At 65.4% G+C, this 22890-nt stretch carries 19 protein-coding genes; 15 read left to right on the top strand and 4 right to left on the bottom strand.

Annotated elements, in window-relative coordinates:
- Positions 1-30 precede the first annotated feature (30 nt).
- From pyrR to M1E17_RS13385, 13 genes are all read left to right on the top strand, one after another.
- Entirely contained in the window at positions 31-618 is a 588-nt protein-coding gene (gene pyrR / locus M1E17_RS13445) for a bifunctional pyr operon transcriptional regulator/uracil phosphoribosyltransferase PyrR (protein WP_267275265.1), read from the top strand.
- Positions 615-1628, top strand: coding sequence for an aspartate carbamoyltransferase catalytic subunit (locus M1E17_RS13440; protein WP_457962529.1), 1014 nt, complete (start codon positions 615-617; stop codon positions 1626-1628). Before pyrR ends, M1E17_RS13440 begins: the two co-directional genes overlap by 4 nt.
- Complete coding sequence (locus M1E17_RS13435) at positions 1628-2989, top strand: dihydroorotase (protein WP_457962528.1); 1362 nt, start codon at positions 1628-1630, stop codon at positions 2987-2989. Before M1E17_RS13440 ends, M1E17_RS13435 begins: the two co-directional genes overlap by 1 nt.
- Positions 2989-3507, top strand: a complete 519-nt coding sequence (locus M1E17_RS13430; protein ID WP_457962527.1) for a PH-like domain-containing protein — start codon at positions 2989-2991, stop codon at positions 3505-3507. Before M1E17_RS13435 ends, M1E17_RS13430 begins: the two co-directional genes overlap by 1 nt.
- Before the next feature lie 4 nt (positions 3508-3511).
- Positions 3512-4816, top strand: a complete 1305-nt coding sequence (gene carA, locus M1E17_RS13425) for a glutamine-hydrolyzing carbamoyl-phosphate synthase small subunit (RefSeq protein ID WP_457962526.1) — start codon at positions 3512-3514, stop codon at positions 4814-4816.
- Positions 4816-8175: a carbamoyl-phosphate synthase large subunit gene (gene carB / locus M1E17_RS13420; protein WP_457962525.1), complete on the top strand. Its 3360-nt coding sequence runs from the start codon at positions 4816-4818 to the stop codon at positions 8173-8175. Before carA ends, carB begins: the two co-directional genes overlap by 1 nt.
- The gene (pyrF, locus tag M1E17_RS13415) at positions 8168-9037 is read left to right on the top strand and encodes an orotidine-5'-phosphate decarboxylase (RefSeq protein ID WP_457962524.1); all 870 of its coding nucleotides are present in this window, start codon (positions 8168-8170) and stop codon (positions 9035-9037) included. The genes carB and pyrF overlap by 8 nt, the downstream gene beginning before the upstream one ends.
- Before the next feature lie 109 nt (positions 9038-9146).
- Positions 9147-9464: an integration host factor, actinobacterial type gene (gene mihF / locus M1E17_RS13410; protein ID WP_457962523.1), complete on the top strand. Its 318-nt coding sequence runs from the start codon at positions 9147-9149 to the stop codon at positions 9462-9464.
- Positions 9465-9512: 48 nt separating this feature from the next.
- On the top strand, positions 9513-10085 hold the full coding sequence (gmk, locus tag M1E17_RS13405) for a guanylate kinase (protein WP_267275258.1): 573 nt from the start codon (positions 9513-9515) through the stop codon (positions 10083-10085).
- Positions 10086-10124: 39 nt separating this feature from the next.
- Positions 10125-10385 carry a DNA-directed RNA polymerase subunit omega gene (gene rpoZ / locus M1E17_RS13400; protein WP_267275257.1) on the top strand — a complete coding sequence of 87 codons (261 nt, stop codon included), beginning with the start codon at positions 10125-10127 and terminating at the stop codon, positions 10383-10385.
- 48 nt (positions 10386-10433) lie between these two features.
- Positions 10434-11666 carry a bifunctional phosphopantothenoylcysteine decarboxylase/phosphopantothenate--cysteine ligase CoaBC gene (gene coaBC / locus M1E17_RS13395; protein ID WP_457962522.1) on the top strand — a complete coding sequence of 411 codons (1233 nt, stop codon included), beginning with the start codon at positions 10434-10436 and terminating at the stop codon, positions 11664-11666.
- A 78-nt stretch (positions 11667-11744) separates the two neighbouring features.
- Positions 11745-12980 (top strand): methionine adenosyltransferase, encoded by a 1236-nt coding sequence (gene metK / locus M1E17_RS13390; protein ID WP_457962521.1) that lies wholly within the window; start codon positions 11745-11747, stop codon positions 12978-12980.
- Positions 12981-13029: 49 nt separating this feature from the next.
- Positions 13030-15168 carry a primosomal protein N' gene (locus M1E17_RS13385; protein WP_457962520.1) on the top strand — a complete coding sequence of 713 codons (2139 nt, stop codon included), beginning with the start codon at positions 13030-13032 and terminating at the stop codon, positions 15166-15168.
- 24 nt (positions 15169-15192) lie between these two features.
- On the opposite strand, the gene M1E17_RS13380 is transcribed toward M1E17_RS13385, so the two are convergent.
- Genes M1E17_RS13380 through M1E17_RS13365 form a run of 4 tightly spaced genes read right to left on the bottom strand, consistent with a single transcriptional unit; the run spans position 15193 to position 19074 of the window.
- A complete protein-coding gene (locus M1E17_RS13380; protein ID WP_457962519.1) occupies positions 15193-16284 on the bottom strand; it encodes a glycosyltransferase family 4 protein in 1092 nt (363 codons plus the stop codon).
- A complete protein-coding gene (locus M1E17_RS13375) occupies positions 16281-17210 on the bottom strand; it encodes an alpha/beta fold hydrolase (protein ID WP_457962518.1) in 930 nt (309 codons plus the stop codon). Before M1E17_RS13375 ends, M1E17_RS13380 begins: the two co-directional genes overlap by 4 nt.
- An 11-nt stretch (positions 17211-17221) precedes the next feature.
- On the bottom strand, positions 17222-18088 hold the full coding sequence (locus M1E17_RS13370; RefSeq protein ID WP_457962517.1) for an aldo/keto reductase: 867 nt from the start codon (positions 18086-18088) through the stop codon (positions 17222-17224).
- Positions 18089-18111: 23 nt separating this feature from the next.
- Positions 18112-19074 carry a sugar-binding transcriptional regulator gene (locus M1E17_RS13365; protein ID WP_457962516.1) on the bottom strand — a complete coding sequence of 321 codons (963 nt, stop codon included), beginning with the start codon at positions 19072-19074 and terminating at the stop codon, positions 18112-18114.
- Between the two features lie 122 nt (positions 19075-19196).
- Between M1E17_RS13365 and M1E17_RS13360 the strand changes: the two genes are divergently transcribed.
- Both M1E17_RS13360 and glpK read left to right on the top strand, forming a co-directional pair.
- Positions 19197-21026: a glycerol-3-phosphate dehydrogenase/oxidase gene (locus M1E17_RS13360; RefSeq protein ID WP_457962515.1), complete on the top strand. Its 1830-nt coding sequence runs from the start codon at positions 19197-19199 to the stop codon at positions 21024-21026.
- Positions 21027-21125: 99 nt separating this feature from the next.
- Complete coding sequence (glpK, locus tag M1E17_RS13355) at positions 21126-22640, top strand: glycerol kinase GlpK (RefSeq protein ID WP_457962514.1); 1515 nt, start codon at positions 21126-21128, stop codon at positions 22638-22640.
- The last annotated feature ends 250 nt before the right edge of the window (positions 22641-22890 follow it).

Raw genomic sequence — 22890 nt, 5'->3', positions numbered from 1 at the left:
CCTGTGAGGCGGGGAAAGGGGAGACGAGCGTTGACTTCTGTCACCAACGCACCGGTTCCAGCCAGGGTTGTCCTCAACCAGGCCGATATAGACCGTGCATTAACTCGTATCGCCCATGAGATCCTCGAGGCCAACAAGGGCTCCAAGGACCTGGTCCTGTTGGGCATTCCGCGCCGGGGCTACCCGCTGGCCGTCCGGCTTGCCCGAAAGATTGCCGCCACAGACCCCTCCGTGGACGCCGCCGCCATCGTCGGTCAGCTGGATGTGACCATGTTCCGCGATGACCTCTCCCACCAGCCCACCCGGCCGCCGTACCCCACGCAGCTGCCGCGCACGGGAATCGATAACAAGGTTGTGGTGCTCATCGATGACGTCCTGTATTCAGGCCGCACCATCCGCGCTGCCCTTGACGCCATCATCGACCTGGGCCGCCCCCGGATCGTCCGGCTTGCCGTCCTGATCGACCGCGGACACCGTGAGCTGCCCATTCGGGCGGACCACGTGGGAAAGAACCTGCCCACCTCCTCCGCCGAAAAGGTCCGCGTGCGCCTCGAAGAAACCGACACGAACGGAGACGGTTCAGCCGTCAACGAAGTGGTCATTGAGGGCGGCGCGTGAAGCACCTGCTCTCCACCGAAGACCTCAGCCTCGCCAACGCCGTCCGCATCCTGGATACCGCTGAAGAAATGGCGGCAGTGGGGGAGCGGGAAGTCAAAAAGCTGCCGGCCCTGCGCGGACGAACCGTCGTCAACCTCTTCTTCGAGGATTCAACGAGGACCCGGATCTCCTTTGAGGCCGCAGCGAAGAGGCTGTCCGCCGACGTCATCAACTTTGCGGCGAAAGGTTCCTCTGTCTCCAAGGGAGAATCCCTCAAGGACACAGCCCAAACCCTTTCGGCGATGGGGGCCGACGCCGTCGTGATCCGCCACTGGGCCTCCGGCGCGCCGCACCGGCTCGCCGCCACGGACTGGATCGACGCCGCCGTCATCAATGCCGGCGACGGAACCCACGAGCACCCCACCCAGGCACTGCTGGACGCCTTCACGATGCGCCGGCACTGGGCGAAACTGTCCGGAAACGGATCCATCGGCGCCGACCTTAAGGGAATGCGCGTCGCCATCGCCGGCGACGTCCTCCACTCCCGTGTGGCGCGCTCCAACGTCTGGCTGCTGCGCACCCTGGGCGCTGACGTTACGCTCGTGGCCCCGCCCACCCTGCTGCCCATCGGCGTCGAAAAGTGGCCCTGCAAGGTGAGCTACAACATGGACGAAACCCTGGAACAGGGCGTGGACGCAGTGATGATGCTGCGTGTCCAGGGTGAGCGGATGAACGCTTCCTTCTTTCCCTCCACACGTGAATATTCACGCCGCTGGGGCTTTGATGACAACCGGCTCCTGGCGCTGGACGCCCTGGGAATGAAGGACACCATCATCATGCACCCCGGTCCCATGAACCGGGGGCTGGAAATTTCCGCTGCCGCCGCCGACTCGCCCCGGTCCACCGTGCTTGCACAGGTCCGCAACGGCGTGTCCGTCCGGATGGCCGCCCTGTACCTGCTGCTCTCCGGGGATACCCGCGAACCAGCCGTAAACACTGGCACCGCCCAGTCCACTAAGGAGAGCAACTGATGGCCGAGAACAACGGAACCTACCTGATCCGCGGCGCAGCGATCCTGGGCGCCGGCGCCGAGGACCTGCTCATTCGCGACGGCCTGATCGTTGAGCGCGGGACTGACCTATCGGCTGACGGAGCCACGGTCATCGAGGCGTCCGGCCTGGTGGCGCTGCCCGGCATGGTGGATGTGCACACGCACCTGCGCGAGCCGGGCCGTGAAGACGCCGAAACCGTGGAGACCGGCACGCGGGCCGCTGCCCTTGGCGGGTTCACCGCCGTCCATGCCATGGCCAACAGCATGCCGGTGGCAGACACCGCGGGTGTGGTGGAGCAGGTGCACTCCCTGGGGCGCGCCGCAGGCTGGGTTGATGTCCGCCCGGTCGGCGCCGTGACGGTGGGCCTGGCAGGGGAGCAGCTCGCCGAGCTCGGCGCCATGGCGGATTCCCGCGCGCAGGTCCGCATGTTTTCCGACGACGGCCTCTGCGTCCACGATCCGGTACTCATGCGCCGGGCCCTTGAATACGTCAAGGCGTTCGACGGCGTGGTGGCCCAGCATGCACAGGAACCCCGCCTCACAGCCGGCGCCCAGATGAATGAGGGCGAAGTTTCCGCCGTGCTCGGACTCACCGGCTGGCCGGCCGTGGCCGAGGAAAGCATCATTGCCCGCGACGTCCTGTTGACCCAGCACGTAGACTCCCGCCTGCACGTCTGCCATGTCTCCACGGCAGGTTCCGTGGAAATCGTCCGCTGGGCCAAGGAGCGGGGCATCAACGTCACCGCCGAAGTCACCCCGCACCACCTCCTGCTCACCGACGACCTGGTGCGGAGCTACGATCCTGTCTACAAGGTCAACCCGCCGCTGCGCACCGACGCGGACGTGCAGGCCCTGCGCGCCGGCCTGGCGGACGGCACCATCGACGTTGTGGGCACCGACCACGCCCCGCACCCCAGCGAGCACAAGGAATGCGAGTGGGCGCAGGCCGCCATGGGCATGACAGGCCTGGAGACGGCACTGTCCGTGGTCCAGCACACCATGATCGAAACCGGCCTCATGACGTGGGCCGACTTTGCCCGGGTCACCTCCACGGCGGCCGCGCAGATCGGCCGCCTGACCGACCAGGGCCGTCCCTTGGAAGCAGGCGAGCCCGCCAACATCATCCTTGTTGATCCCGCCGCGCGCTGGACGGTTGACCCCTCCAAGATGGCAACCATGGGCCGCAACTCGCCCTTCGCCGGCAGGGAACTTCCGGGCAAGGTGGTTGCCACCTTCTACAAAGGCCACCCCACCGTCCTGGACGGCAAGCTCAACACGCCTTACCGGGAACCGGCTGCCACCGCCCCAACAGTCACAGCCCCCGCCGGGACAGGCGCCTGATGGACAAAATCCTTCCCGGCCTGGCCATGCTGGCCATCATCGCCGTCGTTTTTGTCCTTATCTGGATCGGTTGGCGCAACCGGCTCAGGCGGCAGGCCGACGTCGAACCGTTGCCTGCCCTGCCCGCCACGCCCGGGACTCCGCTAACTAGCGCGGAAGGACAGTACGTCGCCTCCACCACCGCCGGTGACTGGCTGGACCGGATCGCCGTGCATGGCCTTGGCATCAGGACCAATGCCGTACTCAGCGTCTATCCCTCCGGTGTCTTCTTCGAGCGGTCCGGTGCTCCCGACGTCTTCATTCCGGTTGCGGACCTGAGTTCCGTCCGGCAGGACAGCGGCATGGCCGGCAAGTTCGTCGAAAAGGACGGGCTCCTGGTGGTCAGCTGGAAGCTGGGCGCGCACGAGCTCGACACCGGTTTCCGGACCCGCCATGCCGCCGACAAAGACGCCCTTTTTGAATCCCTTCAGCAATTGATCTCCGCAGCCCCCCAGGCAGATCCCCACAGTGGAAAGTAAGACAGTGACGAAAACAGAAGTGACAGCGAACCCCGTGCCTGCACGTCAAGCAACCATTTCCACCCCAGCGGCCCTCGTACTGGAAGATGGCCGCATCTTCCGCGGCAGCAGCTACGGGGCAACCGGAACCGCCTTGGGTGAAGCCGTCTTCGCCACAGGAATGACCGGCTACCAGGAGACCATTACCGATCCCTCCTACGCCCGCCAACTAGTGGTCCAGACGGCTCCGCACATCGGCAATACCGGTGTCAACAGCGAGGACGCCGAGTCCCGCCGCATCTGGGTGGCAGGCTACATCGTCCGTGACGCCGCCCGCCGTCCCTCCAACTGGCGCTCCGAGCGGTCCCTTGACTCCGAACTCATCGAGCAGGGCATCGTGGGCATCCAGGGCGTGGACACCAGGGCCATCACCCGGCACCTGCGCGAGCACAAGACGATGCGCGCCGGCATCTTCTCCGGCGACGCAGCCCAGGCCACGGACAAAGACCTCCTTGACGCCGTCCTGGCCAGCGCACCCATGGAAGGTGCCCGCCTGGCTGAAGAAGTCAGCGTGGACGAGGCCTACGTCGTTGAACCCAAGGACCACGGCTGGGACGGCGAACCGCGGTTCAGCATCGCCGCGATCGACCTCGGTATTAAGGCGATGACCCCCATCCGCTTCGCAGAACGCGGCGTCCGCGTCCACGTGCTCCCGGCCACCGCAACCCTGGCGGACGTCAAGGCCGTCAACCCGGACGGCTTCTTTATGTCCAACGGCCCGGGCGACCCCGCCACCGCGGATGCCCAGGTGAAGCTGCTGCGTTCGGTACTGGACGAGAAGCTGCCCTACTTTGGCATCTGCTTCGGCAACCAGATCCTGGGCCGCGCCCTGGGCTTTGGCACCTACAAGCTGCGTTACGGCCACCGCGGCATCAACCAGCCGGTCATGGACCGCCGCACGGGCAAGGTGGAGATCACCTCCCAGAACCACGGCTTTGCCGTGGACGCACCGCTCGACGGCGCCACGCAGGCCCCCGAGGAGCGCTACGGCCGTGTTGAGGTCAGCCACATCAGCCTGAATGACGACGTTGTTGAGGGCCTCGCGTGCCTGGACATTCCCGCTTTCTCCGTCCAGTACCACCCCGAAGCCGCTGCAGGCCCGCACGACGCCGCTTACCTGTTCGACCGCTTCATCGACCTGATGGAAGGCACCCGAGACGGCCGGACCGCCAACCTGTCCAAGGATGCCGTGGACTCCGCACACCCCGCAGACGCCGGTGCGCCGGACACAGCAGACAAAAATGACACCAAGACTGAGGACAAGAAGTAATGCCCAAGAGAACTGACCTTAAGAGCGTCCTGGTCATCGGTTCCGGCCCGATCGTCATCGGCCAGGCCGCTGAATTCGACTACTCAGGCACCCAGGCACTTCGTGTCCTCAAGGAGGAGGGCCTCCGGGTCATCCTGGTGAACTCCAACCCGGCCACCATCATGACCGACCCCGAGTTCGCCGATGCCACCTACATCGAACCCATCACGCCTGAAGTGGTGGAGAAGATCATCGCCAAGGAGCGCCCGGACGCCGTCCTGCCCACCCTGGGCGGACAGACCGCGCTGAACACCGCCATCGCACTGGACAAGAACGGTGTGCTCGAGAAGTACAACGTGGAACTGATCGGTGCCAACATTGCCGCCATCGAACTCGGCGAGGACCGCGAGAAGTTCAAGGGCGTGGTGGAGCGCTGCGGTGCCGAATCAGCCCGCAGCCACATCATCCACACCATGGACGAGGCCCTCAAGGCCGCTGAGGACCTCGGCTACCCCATGGTGGTCCGCCCGTCCTTCACCATGGGCGGCCTGGGTTCCGGGCTGGCGTACACCGAGGATGACCTCCGCCGCATCGTGGGCCAGGGCCTGCAGTACAGCCCCACCAGCGAAGTATTGCTCGAAGAGAGCATCCTTGGCTGGAAGGAATACGAGCTTGAGATGATGCGGGACAAGAACGACAACGTGGTGGTTGTCTGTTCCATCGAGAACTTCGACCCCGTGGGCGTCCACACCGGCGACTCCATCACGGTGGCGCCCGCACTCACCCTCACCGACCGCGAATACCAGCGGCTGCGGGACATCTCCATTGCCGTGATCCGCGAAGTGGGCGTTGACACCGGCGGCTGCAACATCCAGTTCGCCATCGAGCCGGACACCGGACGTGTTGTGGTCATCGAGATGAACCCCCGCGTGTCCCGCTCCTCGGCGCTGGCATCGAAGGCCACGGGGTTTGCGATTGCCAAGATCGCCACCAAGCTCTCCCTCGGCTACACCCTGGACGAGATCCCCAACGACATCACGCAGAAGACACCGGCGTCGTTTGAGCCCACCCTGGACTACGTGGTGGTGAAGGTTCCGCGGTTCGCCTTCGAGAAGTTCCCGGCGGCGGACAACACGCTCACCACCACCATGAAGTCCGTGGGCGAGGCCATGGCCATGGGCCGCAACTTCACCGAGGCACTGCAGAAGGCCCTGCGTTCCCTGGAACAGAAGGGATCGCAGCTGGACTTCAGCTCCGTCCCCGAATGGGAAGTGCCGGAGCTCATCGAAAAGGCCAAGCGCCCCACTACTGAGCGCCTGCACCAGGTGCAGCGTGCCCTGCTGGGCGGCGCCACGGTCGAGGACCTCTACGAGGCCACCAAGATCGACCCCTGGTTCCTGGACCAGCTGCAGCTGCTGAACGAGATCTCCCGCGAGATCCGCCAGTCCGGTGCCCTGACCGTGGAGATGCTCCAGCGCGCCAAGCGCCACGGCTTCTCCGACGAACAGATCGGCGCCCTGACGCACAACTCCGAAGCCGTGGTCCGCGGTGTCCGCCAGGCCCTGGGCATCCGCCCGGTCTACAAGACCGTGGACACCTGCGCCGCCGAGTTTGCGGCCTACACCCCGTATCACTACTCGTCCTACGACGAGGAGGACGAGGTGGCGCTGCACTCCAAGCCGTCCATCCTGATCCTGGGCTCGGGCCCCAACCGCATCGGCCAGGGCATCGAGTTCGACTACTCCTGCGTCCACGCCTCCATGGCGCTGCGCAAGGCCGGCTACGAGACCGTGATGGTCAACTGCAACCCGGAAACCGTGTCCACCGACTACGACGTCTCCACCCGGCTGTACTTCGAGCCGCTGACGCTTGAGGACGTCCTGGAGGTCATCGCGGCCGAGGAACGTACCGGCGGCGTGATGGGCGTGTTCGTGCAGCTCGGCGGCCAGACTCCGCTGAAGCTGGCGCAGCAGCTGGCAGACGCCGGTGTTCCCATCCTGGGCACCTCTCCCGAAGCGATCGACCTTGCCGAACACCGCGGCGCGTTCTCGCGGGTCCTGGACAAAGCCGGCCTTGTCTCCCCGAAGAACGGCACCGCCGTATCCTTCGAGGACGCCAAGAAGATCGCCGACGAGATCGGCTACCCGGTCCTGGTGCGCCCGTCCTACGTGCTGGGCGGCCGTGGCATGGAAATCGTCTACGACGAGCCCAACCTCTCCCGCTACATCGCCAACGCCACGGAGATCACCCCGGACCACCCGGTGCTGATCGACCGCTTCCTGGAGGACGCCGTCGAAATCGACGTCGACGCGCTCTTTGACGGCACCGACATGTACCTGGGCGGCATCATGGAGCACATCGAGGAAGCCGGCATCCACTCCGGCGACTCCGCCTGCGTCCTGCCTCCCATCACGCTGGGCACCAACGTCCTGGAACGGGTCCGGACCGCAACCCGGGCCATCGCCGAAGGTGTGGGAGTGCGCGGCCTGATCAACATCCAGTTCGCCCTGGCCTCGGACGTCCTGTACGTCCTGGAAGCCAACCCGCGCGCTTCCCGGACCGTGCCCTTCGTGTCCAAGGCCACCGGTGTCCAAATGGCCAAGGCCGCCGCCCTGATCGGCACCGGGGTCACCATCGGCCAGCTCCGCAGCGCCTACAAGATGCTGCCGGAAACCGGCGACGGCTCCACCCTGCCCCTGGACGCGCCCGTATCCGTCAAGGAAGCCGTTTTGCCCTTCAGCCGCTTCCGCACACCCGAGGGCAAGGTAGTGGACTCGCTGCTCGGCCCCGAGATGCGCTCCACCGGCGAGGTCATGGGAATCGACAAGCACTTCGACACCGCGTTCGCCAAGAGCCAGGCGGCTGCCAACAACGCGCTGCCCACCGAGGGCAAGATCTTCGTCTCTGTCGCCAACCGGGACAAGCGTTCGGTCATCATGGGCGTCAAGCGCCTCTCCGACCTCGGCTTCGAGATCGTGTCCACCGGCGGAACCGCAGACGTCCTGCGCCGCAACGGCATCCAGGCCACCCCGGTGCGCAAGGTAGCCGAAGGCAGCAGCGCCGAGGGGGAGGGCACCATCGCAGACCTCGTCATTGCCGGTGAGATCGACATGGTCTTCAACACACCCTCAGGCGGCGAAGCCCGCAGCGACGGTTACGAACTCCGCGCCGCTGCCACCTCAATCGGTATCCCCTGCATCACCACGGTGGCCGAGTTCAACGCCGCCGTGCAGGCGATCGAGGCCATGCGCACGTACGAATGGTCCGTGACCAGCCTCCAGGAGCACGCTGCAGCGCTGACAGCCTCACAGGAGGCTGCGCTGGAGAAGGCCGCAGCACAGAATGCGGCACGGGAGAATGCAGTCGCCCAGAATGCCTGAGGTTGCAGCCACCGCTGCCAACCCCGGCCGGGAGTCCTTTGGCTCCCGGCTGGGGGCGGCCATGGCCTCCCGTGGTCCCTTGTGCGTGGGCATTGACCCGCATCCGGCGCTGCTGCAGAGCTGGGGGCTGAACGACGACGCCGCCGGGCTGCGCCGCTTTTCGCTGACGGTCCTGGAGGCTGTGAGTTTCCTCGCTGCCGCGGTCAAACCGCAGGTGGCGCTCTACGAGCGCCACGGTTCCGCTGGAATGGCCGTACTTGAGGAGGTACTGGCCGTTGCCCGGGATGAAGGCGTCCTCACCATCGCCGACGCCAAGCGCGGCGACATCGGCTCCACCATGGCTGCCTACGCGGATGCCTGGCTGCGGGACGGCTCGTCGTTGGCCGCTGATTCGGTCACCTTAAGCCCATACCTTGGATTCGAGTCGCTCCGGCCTGCCCTGGACCTGGCAGCGGACCATGGCCGTGGTGTGTTTGTCCTGGCGCTGACCTCCAATCCGGAGGGCGCCTCGGTGCAGCACGTCGGCGGGGGCGATTCGGTGGCCCGCCGGATCATCGGGGCAGCCGCTGCTGAAAACCGCAGGTATGCGGATTCCCTCGGCTCCGTTGGCCTGGTGGTCGGGGCTACCGTTGGCAGCGCGCTGGCCGAACTCGACCTTGACCTGGAGGCTGTTCGCGGCGCCATCCTTGCCCCTGGCCTCGGCGCCCAGGGTGCCACCCCGGCGGATCTGCGCAGGACCTTCGGCCCCGCGTATCCGCAGGTTCTGGGCACGTCCAGCCGTGACATCCTGGCCGCCGGACCGGAAATCCAGGGGCTCCGCGATGCGTCGCGGCGCACCCTGGACGGCCTGCGCGGAGAATAGGTGCCCGTTTGCGCGGACGCATTGATTCAGGGGGCACCAAAGGGTAGGTTCAGGAAAAGTCCAACGGCGGACGCCTTGGATCGATCCGACGAATCCGGAGGTGAACCAGATGAGCCTGCGACCCTTATCCGAGTCGGAACGGGCTGACGCTCTCAACAAAGCCGCTGCCGCCCGCGCGGCCAGGGCTGAAGCGAAAGCGCGGCTGAAGAACGGCGAAACCTCGGCTGCGGACCTTATCAGCTCCGCTGCCCAGGACGACGCCCTTGCCCGGATGCGGGTGGTTGAGCTGTTGGAGGCACTGCCCGGCATCGGAAAAGTCAGGGCTGCGGCCATTATGGACCAGCTGGGCATAGCGGCCTCGCGGCGGGTCAGGGGCCTGGGCGTTCACCAGCGCCAGGCGCTGGTAGATTTTATAGACGAGAAGTAGGGCGGACCACCGGCCGCCTGTATCCGAAACTGCGCGGCAAAGGAATACGTGAGCAAGAAACCGGGACTGACAGTCCTCGCTGGTCCGACGGCTGTTGGCAAAGGCACCGTGTCCACCTATATCCGGGACAACTACCCCGGCGTCTGGCTGTCCGTATCAGCCACCACCCGTGAGCCGCGGCCCGGAGAGCGCGACGGAGTGCACTACTTTTTCAAGACCGCCGAGGAGTTTGACCGGCTGATCGAGGCAGGCGAACTCCTGGAGTGGGCAGTGGTCCACGGGAAGAACCGCTACGGCACGCTGCGGAGCACCGTTGACCGCGCCATCGCGGACGGCCGTTCCGTCCTGCTGGAGATCGACCTGCAGGGCGCCCGGCAGGTCAAGGAGGCCGTTCCGGACGCCCAATTCGTCTTCCTGGCGCCCCCCAGCTGGGACGAAATGGTGCGCCGGCTGGTGGGCCGGGGCACCGAAACGGCCGAGGAACAGCAGCAGCGGCTGGAAACCGCTAAACTAGAGCTTGCCGCTGAACCGGAGTTCGATCACACCGTCATCAATGATGACGTTCGCCGGGCAGCGGACGAGCTTGTTTCACTCATGGGGCTGACCCCGAACCCGCGCTAGGCGCCGGAACGCATCAGCCCGTTAGAATTTGGAGAATTCGTGGCCACGAACCTTGAAGGCATCATCAACCCGCCGATCGACTCACTGCTTGAGGCAGCTGATTCCAAGTACGGCCTGGTGATCTTCGGCGCCAAGCGTGCACGTCAGATCAACGCTTACTACGCCCAGCTGCACGAGGGCCTGTTTGAATACGTCGGCCCGCTCGTTGACACCAAGCTCAACGAGAAGTCGCTGTCCATCGCCCTGCGCGAGATCAACGAAGGCAAGCTTGTATCCACGCCGATCGAAGCTGCGGAGTAACACAGCAGTTGTCGAAAACCAGACAGACTGCCTGTTGACGGAGGTCACGTGCGCATAGTCCTCGGAGTCGGGGGAGGGATTGCCGCCTACAAGGTGGCATCGCTCCTCCGGCTTTTTACTGAAGCGGGCCATAACGTGACGGTGGTTCCCACCGAGGCCGCCACGCGCTTTGTCGGCGTTGCCACCTGGGAGGCCCTGTCCGGCAACCCGGTCAGCAACAGCGTCTTCGATGACGTCCACCAGGTCAATCACGTGCGGCTGGGACATGAGGCGGACCTCGTTGTCGTGGCGCCGGCCACCGCGGACCTCATCGCCCGCGCGGCAGCCGGCCTGGCTGACGACCTCCTCACCAACACCCTGCTGATGGCCCGGGGACCCGTCCTTTTTGCCCCCGCCATGCACACGGAAATGTGGCACAACGCGGCCACCCGCGCCAACGTGGAGACGCTGCGCGGACGGGGCATCGCCGTGCTTGATCCTGCCAGCGGCCGCCTGACCGGCACCGACTCCGGGCCGGGCCGGCTGCCGGAGCCGCAGGACATCTTCGACGCCGCCATCGCCCTGACCCAGGGACAGTCGGACTACCAGCTTCCCCTGGCCGGGCGCACTGTCACCATCAGCGCGGGCGGAACCCGTGAACCGCTGGATCCCGTCCGCTTCCTGGGCAACCGCTCCTCAGGCAAGCAAGGCGTTGCCCTGGCCGTGGCTGCCCGCAACGCCGGCGCCACCGTGCGGCTGCTCGCTGCCCACATGGACGTTCCGGCGCCGGCCGGCGTCGAGGTCGTGACCTTGGAAACTGCCCTGCAGCTGCGCGAAGCGGTGCTGGCAGCGGCAGCCGATTCCGACGTCGTGATCATGGCGGCGGCTGTGGCGGATTTCCGTCCCGCCGAGATCTCCGACACAAAGATCAAAAAACGCGATGACACCGCGGACCCCGTCATTACGCTGATCCGGAACCCGGACATCCTCCAGGAGCTGGTAGAAGTCCGCGGGATGTCCCAGCGCAGCCAGCTGATCGTCGGGTTCGCTGCCGAAACCGGCGACGGCCACGGGGATGTGCTCGCCTATGCCGAGGCCAAACTGAAACGCAAAGGCTGCGACCTCCTGGTGGTGAACCATGTGGGAACCGACAAGGTCTTCGGCCAGGACACCAACTCCATCGTCATCCTGGCCCGTTCCGGCTCCGATCCGCAGCTTGCCTCGGGAACCAAGAGCGAGGTTTCGGCCGCCATTATTAGCCGGATCGGCCTCGAACTGAACCACGTTTCGCCCCGCGCCTGACAGCAGTCGAAACAGCGTTTCCTTAGCACGGGGACACACGCCGACGGACGTTCGATTCCCAACCAGTAAGGTAGTTGAGTGACTTTACCGCTGCACATTCCCCAGACCCACGGGGCTACGCCCTCCGCACTCCGGCTCTTCACCTCGGAGTCCGTCACTGAAGGCCACCCGGACAAGATCTGCGACCAGATCAGCGATGCCATCCTGGACGCGCTGCTTGCGGCAGACCCGGAGTCCCGCGTGGCCGTGGAGACGATGGCGACCACCGGCCTGGTCCATGTTGCCGGTGAGGTCACCACCGACGCCTATGTCGAAATTCCGCAGATCGTCCGCGAGACCATCCTCGGAATCGGCTACGACTCCTCGGCCAACGGCTTCGACGGTGCCCGTTGCGGCGTCTCCGTATCCATCGGGCAGCAGTCAAACGACATCGCCGGGGGAGTCTTCAACTCCCTCGAAGCCCGCGAAGGCCGCCAGGAGGACGACTACGACCTTCAGGGTGCCGGCGACCAGGGCCTGATGTTCGGCTACGCCAGCGACGAGACGGCGTCCTACATGCCGACGCCGATCTGGCTCGCCCACCGCCTTTCCGAACGCCTCACCGAAGTCCGCAAGTCAGGCGAACTCTCCTACCTTCGGCCCGACGGCAAGACCCAGGTCACAGTGGGATATGACCGCGACGTGCCCGTCTCGGTCGAAACCGTCGTGATTTCCAGCCAGCACGCCGAAGGCACCAGCCTGGACAGGCTGCGGGCGGACCTCGCAAAAATTGTGATCGAGCCGGTGCTCGCCGCCGCCAACCTGGATATCTCCCGCGCGGCCAACATCCTGAACCCGGCCGGCGAATTTGTCATCGGCGGGCCCGTAGGCGATGCCGGCCTGACCGGCCGCAAGATCATTGTTGATACGTACGGCGGCATGGCCCGGCACGGCGGCGGCGCCTTCTCCGGCAAGGACCCGTCCAAGGTGGACCGTTCCGCTGCATACGCCATGCGCTGGGTCGCCAAGAACGTTGTAGCGGCCGGGCTGGCCAAAAGGGCCGAAATCCAGATTGCGTACGCCATCGGCCAGGCCCGCCCCGTGGGCACCTACGTGGAAACCTTCGGCACTGAAACCGTGGACCCGCTGCGGATCAGCGAGGCCATCGCTGAGATCTTTGACCTCCGCCCGCGCGCCATCATCGACGCCCTGGACCTCAAGCGGCCCATCTATGCCAAAACGGCCGCTCATGGCCACTTCGGGCGGGATGACCCTGACTTCACTTGGGAGCGGCTGGACCGTGTGGACGACCTCAAGGCCTTCTTCAACGCCTAAGTGCGTGCTGCCCGCCGTAAATGTCGGCGACACGTGATTGGCTGAACCCATGACCGCCGAAGAGAATGGCGCTGTCCAGCTTTCCCTGCTGCAGGGATTCCCGTCCAGGGCGCCTCAGTCAGGCCCTGCTCTGGCCGCGAACCTGCCCGTGGCCAGGGTGCTCGTCGAATCCTCATTGCCGCATCTGGACCGTCCCTTTGATTACAGTGTGCCTGCAGGGCTGGATGCTGAGGCCCAGGCCGGCGTGAGGGTCAAGATCCGGTTCAACGGCCAGGACTTGTCCGGCTTCATCATTGAGCGCGTGGCCGAATCCGATGCGGGCCATACGTTGGTGCCCCTGCAGAAGGTGGTCTCGCCGCTATCCGTCCTCACACCAGAGGTCCGTGAGCTCATCACGGCAGTAGCCGCCCGCTATGCAGGGACAGTCAGCGACGTCCTTCGGGTCGCCATTCCGCCCAGGGTGGCCCGGCTCGAAAAGGAATTTTTGGCCGAAGCCAGCGGGCCCGATGTGGACAGCCGATCCGCTGTGGACGGTGGGCCCGGGGCGGACGCCGCGGCTGTTTCCGGCACCCTCCCTGCTTCCGCAGGCGGCTGGGCAAGCTACGCCAATGGCCAGCCCTTTATCCGGCACCTGCAGGATGGCGGCGCGCCACGTGCTGTCTTCAGCCCGCTGCAAGGGTTTGGGCCCTCCGCATGGCCCCGGCTCATTGCCGAAGCCGTGGCTGCTGTGCGAGGATCAGGCCGCGGCGCCGTGGTGGTGGTCCCTGACTACCGCGACCTGCAGCGGCTGGAAGACGCTCTCGCTGAACTCCTGCCTGCCGATGACATCGCACGCCTCACCGCCGACGACGGTCCCACACTCCGCTACCGGAACTTCCTGCGCATCCTCGACGGATCGGCACGCGTAGCCATCGGCACCAGGTCTGCGGCGTATGCTCCCGTGCGGGATCCGGGCCTGGTGGTCTGCTGGGATGACGGGGACGATCTCCACATCGAACAGCGGGCACCTTACGCGCACGCCCGCGAGGTCCTCCTGCTGCGGGCTGAGCAGCAAGGCCTGGCCTGCCTGATGGCGGCTCACACCCGAAGCACTGAGGCGCAGCGCCTGGTCGAGGCAGGATGGGCCATGCCCGTCGACGCCGGGAGGGCCGTGGTGCGCCGGACTGTACCCCGGGTCCTGAATACCGCCGACAGCTTTGAACAGGAAAGGGATCCCCTTGCGCGGATCGCGCGGCTGCCCGGCGCCGCCTGGCGCGCGGCCAAGGAAGGGCTTGAACGCGGACCTGTCCTGGTGCAGGTGGCGCGGGCAGGCTATGCCCCGTCCCTGGTGTGTGAAACCTGCCGCGAAGCTGCCCGCTGCGGCTCCTGCCAGGGGCCCCTGGCCGTTACGGGCGCCACGGGCAGTTCCGCCGTTCCCCAATGCCTCTGGTGCTCCACCCCGGCGCCTGACTGGAGTTGCACGCATTGCGGCGGCCGGGCGCTCCGCAAAGGGGCCACCGGAGTCATGCGCACAGCTGAAGAGCTGGGGCGGGCCTTTCCCGGCAAGACGGTGATTACCTCCTCCGGCGGCCACGTCAAGGCCAGCGTGGGCAGGGCCAAGGCCCTCGTGGTGGCCACTGTGGGTGCCGAACCCGTCGCTGACGGCGGATACGCCGCGGCGTTGCTCCTCGACGGCGACTCCCTCCTGCGCCGGGAGAACCTGCGCGCGGGGGAGGACACCGTGCGCCGCTGGTTTAATGCGGCAGCGCTGGTGCGTCCGGCGTCGGAGGAAGGCCTGGTGGTGATCACCGCGGCGGACACCGGCGCAGTCGGTGCATTGCTTCGCTGGGACCCAGCGGGCTTCGCCCAGCGGGAGCTGGCCCTCCGGGCTGAGTTGCGGCTGCCGCCCGCGGTCCGGGTCGCCTCTGTCACCGGACCGCGTGCCGCCGTCGAGCATTACACCGGAGGCGTGGAAAAGCAGCTGGAATCGTCGGGTGTGACGCTTCGGGTGGCAGGCCCGGCGCCGCTGCTCCTGACTGGTCCCGCAACGCCGCGGCGCTCCGGGGAGGATGTCCGTACCCTGCTGTTCTTTCCCTATGGGCAGGCGGCCACCGTCACCAGGACGTTGCGGGCAGCGCGGGCTGCGGCGGCGGCCAAGCGGAGCGAGGAACCGGTACAGGTCAGGCTGGACGGCGTGGACGTCCTCTAGCTGGCCCAAGCCAGCCTTCCCGTTTTAGCGTGCCGGTCCCCGGCGGGAACGCATGGTGACAATATCGTGGGCCACGTCCACCAGTTGCCGGGCGGATTCTTCCCAGCTGAACTGCCGGGCACGGGCCACCGAAAGGCGGGAAACTTCCTGCCAGTGGCCGTCGTCGCGGAGTTTTTCCACGGCGGCGGCAAAGCCGGAGGGCGAGGCAGGATCCACGTAGGAGGCGGCCTCGCCGCCGACTTCCCGGAAGATGGGAATGTCGCTGGCGATCACCGGCGTGCCAAGGGACATCGCCTCCACCAGCGGGAGGCCATACCCTTCAGCCTGGGAAAGCGTAACCAGCGCCGTGGCCCGCTTGAGGAGGGTGGAGTACTCCTCATCGGTGACACCGTTGTGGAAGACCACCTTCGCCCCGGGCGGGACCATGATTTCCAGTTCCGCGCGGCGTTGCGGTGAAATCCTGCTCAGCAGATGAAGGGTGAAATCCGGAAGTTCGGCCATCCCGGCCACCATGGTTTCCACGTTCTTGTAGGACATAAAGGAGCCCATGTACACCAGGGAATGGTCTGCGCCGGCGGCCGGATCCCGATGTTCCTGCGCCGGCTGCGGCGCGTTGCTGATGATCCGTACCGGCCGCTCTGTGAGCCGGTACTTGGCCATCAGGGCCTCGGTGGTCCTGCTGACCGTGGCGACGATGTCAGCCCGGTTGAGGAGCAGCCGCTGCGGCCAGAACGCCTTGTGGTAGAGGCGCCACAGCAGCTGCACCGGTGCGGGGAGGAAGCCCGGCGGAGCGGAGTGCTCGTAGTAGATGAGGTCATGCAGCGTGAGTACCAGGCCGTACTTTCGCCCCCAGCTGCCCATCGTTTGCATGGGGCAGACAACAACGTCCGCACCGAGCGGGTTCACCTTGCGTGCCACGACCAGCTCGAGTGGCGACAGCGGGCTGTTGATCAGCGTGTAGGGAACGTCCGGCAGCAGCGCCAGTTGGCGGATGTCGCTGATGAGCATGGACACGTCGGCAATCTTTGCCGTGGCCGCGATGAGGCTGGCTCCGTAGCGGCTGATCCCGTCATGGTGGTCGGTGCGGGTGAATCGTGCATCGATGACTATTTTCATGCGGGATGGTCCTTCAGGAAGCTGCTGATAAAGCCGGCGGCAGGGCCGGGCGTTTCGTAATGGATCAGGTGTCCGACGCCGGGAATCACCTTGAGCGAGCAGTCCGGCAACAGCGCGGCCAGCCGGTGCTGGTCCGGGAGCGTGGCGATTTCGTCCTTTTCGCCGGCAATCAGCAGCACCGGCAGCGTCAGTTTGCCGGCCACCTCCGCCACATGGCTGCCTACGGACGCGGTGAACGACTCAAGGAGGCTTTCCCTGTTGGCGAAGGCGCTGAAGTAGGCGTGGTGCTGGCCGTGGATGAAGCGCCGCAGATCCTTGTCTCCGGTTTTGGCCATGGCTTCGCTCATGACCCGGACGATCAGCGGGCTGCGCAGCAGGGAAAGTCCCAGTGCACGGGGAAGCCGGGCCGCCAGCCGGTAGTAGAGGACAGCAAGTTTTGTCATGATTCCCTTGGGCCCCTCCAGCGCCGGCGCGGCAATGGGGTTGATCAGGATCAGGGGATTGACGGTACCGGGATGGGCTGCCACAAAGTGCGCGGCGATGATCGAACCGAAGGAGTGTCCCAGCAGCACCGTGTCAGGGCCGAGGTCCAGGGCAGCCATCAAGTCAGTGATGAACCGGCCATAGCGTTCCACGGTGTGCGGGCCGGCTGCAAATGCGTCCGAGCTGCCGAAGCCGGGGAGGTCGGGCATGATGATCCGCATCCCTGGAAGCTGGTCAGCCACGCGGAGCAGGCCGTGGTGATCGCCGCGGAAGCCGTGGATAACCAGGATGGTGCGGGTCTCCGACGTCACGCGGGCCGGCTCGTAGGTCCAGTAGGCAACTGCTGTGCCGTCCAGTTCGATCACCGAGGCGGTGGCCCTGGTTTCCAGTTCCGGGCTGATGTAGGACGGCGTGCTGGATGGCTGGGGGTGGGCGGTTTTCATGTCCCTCGGTCCTAGTTGACGTTGTCCGGGTGGGAGCCGGTGCGTTGCCCGCGCTCAAGTTCGGCAAGGGCGGCCATGTCACGCTCGGAGAGTTTGAATCCGAAGATGTCCATGTTCTCCCGGATCCGGGCCTCGGAGCTTGCTTTGGGGATCGCGATGTTGCCGAGCTGGATGTGCCACCTCAGGATGACCTGCGCGGGGGTGCGCCCGTGCTCCGCTGCGCATGCCTGAACCACCGGATCCGCAAGCACCCTTCCCCGGCCCAGGGGGCTCCAGGCCTCGGTCCTGATCCCCAGGCCCTGGTGCTTCTCCCTCAGCTCCGCTTGCTGCAGCCAGGGGTGGAGCTCGATCTGGTTGACAGCCGGGACCACCTCGGCCGAGTCGAGCAACCGGTCAAGGTGGGCAGGCTGGAAGTTGCAGACTCCGATCGCGCGGACCTTGCCTTCCCGGTAGAGGGTCTCCATGGCCCGGTAGGTTTCCGTAAAGAGCCCCCGCCTGGGGCAGGGCCAATGGATGAGGTACATATCCACGTAGTCAAGGCCGAGGTTCACCATGGATGTATCGAAGGCGCGGAGGGTTGCGTCATACCCTTGGTCGTCGTTCCACACCTTCGTGGTGATGAAGAGATCGTTCCGGGACATGCCGGGCGACGCCTCACCTGAGCCGCCGGTCTCCTCCAGCGTGGACAGCGAACTGATGCCCCGCGCCACCCCTGTTTCGTTCCTGTACATCGCCGCTGTGTCGAAGTGGCGGTACCCCGCGCCCAGTGCCATGGCCACCAGTGACGCAGCTTCCGTCGTCGGGACTTTGTACAGCCCGTATCCCAGCTGGTCGATCAGCACGCCGTTGTTCAGGCTGAGCCGGGGTGAGGTTTTCATAGCAATGACTCTACCCACTCGCCTCAGGAGACGCCGTCGAATGCCACGAGTCGGCGTGCTGTGGCTTCATCCAGGATGAGGTCGGTCGCCAAGCCGGCAGTGAGGGCCCCGCGCAGGCCATTGATCTTGGAGGCGCCGGACACCACGCAGATCCGCCGCCGCACCTGCCGCAGCTGGTCCAGGGCCGGCCCGGTGGACCGTTCGTTCAGCACGATGCCGTCAGAGGACCCATCACCCCTGAAGAAAACGGTGGCAACGTCGCCCACAACATCTGAGTTGGCCAGGATTTTCAGGTCGTTTTCATCAAGGTAACCACCGGCGTAGACATGGCTGGGAAAGTCGGCGTCCACGGAACCCACCCCGAAGATGGCCATGCTCATCCTGGACTGGAGATCCAGGATCCGCTGCACGCTGCGCTCATTCCACATGGCCGTTTTGGTGCCGGCGTGGTCGAAAAAGGCCGGAACGGGGAACTGCTCCACACGCGCTCCGTATGCGTTGCCAAAGCGGCGCATGATGTCGCTTGCGTAAGTGATGCCCGTGGTGTGCATGTTTCCGGCTCCGTTGAGCTGGACGATCACACTGTCGTGGGTAATTTTCGGGGTCAGGTGACGGCTTACTGCACTCAAGGTCGATCCCCACGCCACGCCGATAATCGCGTTGGAGTCCACCAGCGGTCCAATGGTGCGGGCAGCCTGCCTGGCCACGCGGTCGAGCGTTTCCGCCTCATTAAGGGTTTCCAGCACCGGGACAACGTGCACGTCCACGTTGAACTCGTTCCGGATCATTCCTTCAAGTTCCGGGCCGATGTCCATCGGGTTTCGAATTTGGATCTGCACAAGACCCGAGTTCCGGGCAGTTGAGAGAAGGCGGGAAACCGTGGACCGGGATGTTCGCAGCTCCCGTGCAATGGCATCCATGGTCAGGTCCTGGAGGTAATACATCTGTGCGGCCCGGAGCGCATCCGAGTGGCGGCTGGTTGCCATCTAAACCTCATCCTGCACGTTTGTGCATAGTGCTTGACTGTATTTTCCATTGCTCCAAAGAATAGACGGAGACGGCGGCCCCACGTCCGCGTGGCCGCACACCAAATCCCAAGGAGTTTATTTTGGCCTGCAAGGATTCATTGGCCGCGAGCGCCATCTCTGAACAGGCGGCTGGGCCGCGTGCTTCAGTGCAGGGCCTGCGCCGGCGCCCGCACGCGCGGGTGCTGATCGTCGGTGGAGGTATTAATGGTGTCGGCACATTCCGCGACCTTGCCCTGCAGGGCGTCGACGTGGCGCTGGTGGAACGCGGTGACTATTGCCAAGGGGCCAGCGGCGCGTCGTCCCACATGATCCATGGCGGCATCCGCTACCTGGAAAATGGGGAATTCCGCCTGGTCCGGGAGTCCGTGGTGGAGCGCAACCGGCTGCTCCGCATTGCACCCCACTATGTGAAGCCCCTGCAGACCACAATCCCCATCTTCAGCACCTTCTCCGGCGTGCTCTCGGCTCCCTTGCGGTTCCTCACGCACAAGCAGCAGGGCAAACCCAAAGAGCGCGGGGCGTTCCTGATCAAGCTTGGCCTCAGCCTGTACGATTCCTTTTCCCGTGACGGCGGCAGCGTGCCGCGGCACCAGTTCCGTGGACGCAGGAAATCCCTCGCGGACCTGCCGCACCTCCACCCCGGCATTAAGTACACGGCCACATACTTCGACGCCTCGGTGCATAACCCGGAACGCCTGACGCTGGATGTCCTGCAGGATGGCGAGAAGGCAGGGTTGGCCAGCACCGGCGCACCGAGCACTGCCCGGGCCAGCAACTACCTTTCGCTTCACACCGTGCAACCGCCAGCAGCTTCTGCCGGCGCAGGTTCAGGCGCTGTTTCTCCCAGCGCTGGCTCCACCGTCCAGCTGCGGGACGAACTGACCGGCGAGCTGTTCGATTTTACGGCGGACATCATCATCAACACCACCGGGGCATGGGTGGATCTGACCAACCAGGCGATGGGTGCCGCTTCGTCCTTTATGGGCGGCACCAAAGGCTCCCACATTGTCCTGGACCACCCGGGCCTCCTTGAAGCCTGCCAGGGCCGGGAGATCTTCTTCGAACACACGGACGGCCGGATCGTGCTGATCTACCCCATGGGGGACCGTGTCCTGGTGGGAACCACGGATGTAGACGCGGACATGGCCCAGGATGCGATCTGCACAGACGAGGAGATCGCCTACTTCATTGACCTGATCGGCCATGTCTTCCCGGCCATCACAGTCCGGCGGGACCACATCGTCTACACGTTCTCCGGCGTGCGTCCCCTGCCCAGGCACGACGAAACACAGCCCGGCTTTGTCTCCCGCGACTACCGGATCGAACGGCGCGGCCCTGAGCACAACGGGACGGGCGCCGTCGTCCTCAGCCTGGTGGGTGGCAAATGGACCACTTTCAGGGCCATGGCCGAGCACCTGGCAAACGATGTCCTCGCCGAGCTGGGCATGGAGCGGAAGGTGTCGACGGCGCAGCTTGCCATCGGGGGCGGCGCAGGCTTCCCGGCGGACGGGCATGGAGTCCAGAAATGGATCAAGGGCCATATGTCCGCAGGCCGCGATGCCCACCGGACCGAAGTGCTCCTGACGCGCTACGGAACCCGGGCGGAGGAAGTCATCGGCTTCCTCGATGCCGGCCCGGACCGGCTGCTCCACTCGAGCCGTGAACTCAGTGTCCGCGAGCTGGAGTTCATGGCCCGGCATGAGCACGTGGCCCACCTGACCGACGTCCTGATCCGCCGCACGTCCCTTGCCTTCAGGGGACTGGTCACCGGCGAACTGCTCAACGAGCTTGCCGACGTCCTGGCCGCGCCGCTGGTTTGGGATGCCGGAACGAAGGCAGCAGAAATCCGGCACGCACAGGAAGTGCTTGAACGCTTCCACCGCGTCCAGATTCACAGCCTGGTCGGATAGGGGCCGAATGGAGCGGCATCCCTCCACGGCTGGTCCCCGATGCGATCATTGCAAGGACGGGAGCCGATCAACAGCCGTCACTAAGACAAGGACGTCATCATGAACCAGTACGTAATCGCCATCGACCAGGGCACCACCAGCTCCCGCGCCATCATCTTTGACCACAGCGGTAACATCGTCTCCTCCGGCCAGATGGAGCACGAACAGATTCTCCCCCAGGCGGGATGGGTTGAACACAATCCGGCCGAGATCTGGAACAACACCCGCGAGGTCATCGGCTCCGCGCTGTCCAAGGCGAACCTGACGCGGCACGACATCGCGGCCATCGGGATCACCAACCAGCGCGAGACTGCCGTGGTGTGGGACAAAACCACCGGTGAGGCTGTCTACAACGCCATCGTCTGGCAGGACACGCGCACGCAGGACATCGTGAACGAGCTGGCCAGGGACGGCGGGCCGGAGCGGTTCAAGCAGAAGGTGGGCCTTCCGCTTGCCACCTACTTTTCCGGGACAAAGATCAAATGGATCCTGGACAACGTCGAAGGCGCCCGGGCCAGGGCCGAGGCCGGTAGCCTGGTCTTCGGCAACACCGACGCCTGGGTCCTGTGGAACCTGACTGGCGGAGTGGACGGCGGCGTCCACGTCACTGACGTCACCAACGCCTCCCGCACGCTCTTTATGGACCTCGAAACACTCACCTGGGACGAGGAAATCCTCGAGATCTTCGGCGTTCCGCTGAGCATGATGCCGGCCATCAAGTCCTCTTCGGAGGTGTACGGGAAAGTCCACACTTCGCAGTTGCTGCGTGAGGTTCCCGTGGCGGGCATCCTCGGCGACCAGCAGGCTGCCACGTTTGGCCAGGCTGCGTTCCAGGCCGGCGAAGCGAAGAACACCTATGGCACCGGCTGCTTCCTGATCTTCAACACGGGCGAGGACATCGTCCACTCAAAAAATGGCCTGCTGACCACGGTGGGCTACAAGCTCGGCGACGCCGCCCCGCACTACGCCCTGGAAGGCTCCATCGCCGTCACGGGGTCACTCATCCAGTGGCTGCGCGACAACCTGGGCCTGATCAGCAGCGCGCCGGAAGTGGAAACCCTGGCGGCCTCCGTCAAGGACAACGGCGGCGTGTACATTGTTCCGGCGTTCTCCGGACTCTTTGCCCCGTACTGGCGCTCCGATGCCCGTGGTGCCATCGTGGGCCTGACCCGGTTCGTCAACAGGAACCACATTGCCCGGGCCGCGCTGGAGGCCACGGCGTTCCAGACCCGCGAGGTACTGGATGCCGTCAACGCAGACTCCGGCGTTCCACTGACCGAGTTGAAGGTCGACGGCGGCATGGTCGCCAACGATGCCCTGATGCAGTTCCAGGCGGACATCCTTGGAGTCCCGGTCATCCGGCCGAAGGTGGTGGAGACCACCGCCCTGGGGGCAGCCTACGCCGCGGGCCTCGCCGTCGGCTTCTGGAAGGACCTGGGCGAACTCTCGGCAAACTGGTCCGAGGACAAACGCTGGAAACCCCAGCTGGACCAGGCTGAGGCTGACCGCCAGCTGCGGCTGTGGAAGAAGGCAGTCACCAAGTCAATGGACTGGGTGGATGAGGACGTGAAGTAGCTGGTGTCTTTTTGACGGAAGTCGCACCTGCCCGGCGCCGCGGGCGTGCCCTCATCCGGTGTCCTGCGTGCGCTAAAGTAGTTGTATGCGTGCGATCCTTCTGCTTAGCTAGCCGCCCGGCGTCCGGACAGAAACGGATTGCCGCGCGGCAGCCCCTCCATGGAGAGGGGCTTTTGTGTGTCCGGGCCTGTTCCGGGCCGGCGGCAGGAGGATCAGACAGTTATGGCAGCACCGATGCCGTGACAGAACA

This window comes from Arthrobacter sp. D1-29, from assembly GCF_054130585.1.
The sequence above is the reverse complement of the archived record's forward strand: the minus strand, read 5'-3'. Positions and strand labels throughout refer to the sequence as shown.

Coding starts and splice junctions, on each gene's coding strand:
- M1E17_RS13435 (WP_457962528.1), top strand. CDS start 1,628: ATGGCCGAGAACAACGGAACCTACCTGATCCGCGGCGCAGCGATCCTG.
- M1E17_RS13430 (WP_457962527.1), top strand. CDS start 2,989: ATGGACAAAATCCTTCCCGGCCTGGCCATGCTGGCCATCATCGCCGTC.
- carB (WP_457962525.1), top strand. CDS start 4,816: ATGCCCAAGAGAACTGACCTTAAGAGCGTCCTGGTCATCGGTTCCGGC.
- pyrF (WP_457962524.1), top strand. CDS start 8,168: ATGCCTGAGGTTGCAGCCACCGCTGCCAACCCCGGCCGGGAGTCCTTT.
- mihF (WP_457962523.1), top strand. CDS start 9,147: ATGAGCCTGCGACCCTTATCCGAGTCGGAACGGGCTGACGCTCTCAAC.
- M1E17_RS13385 (WP_457962520.1), top strand. CDS start 13,030: ATGACCGCCGAAGAGAATGGCGCTGTCCAGCTTTCCCTGCTGCAGGGA.
- M1E17_RS13380 (WP_457962519.1), bottom strand. CDS start 16,284: ATGAAAATAGTCATCGATGCACGATTCACCCGCACCGACCACCATGAC.
- M1E17_RS13375 (WP_457962518.1), bottom strand. CDS start 17,210: ATGAAAACCGCCCACCCCCAGCCATCCAGCACGCCGTCCTACATCAGC.
- M1E17_RS13370 (WP_457962517.1), bottom strand. CDS start 18,088: ATGAAAACCTCACCCCGGCTCAGCCTGAACAACGGCGTGCTGATCGAC.
- M1E17_RS13365 (WP_457962516.1), bottom strand. CDS start 19,074: ATGGCAACCAGCCGCCACTCGGATGCGCTCCGGGCCGCACAGATGTAT.
- glpK (WP_457962514.1), top strand. CDS start 21,126: ATGAACCAGTACGTAATCGCCATCGACCAGGGCACCACCAGCTCCCGC.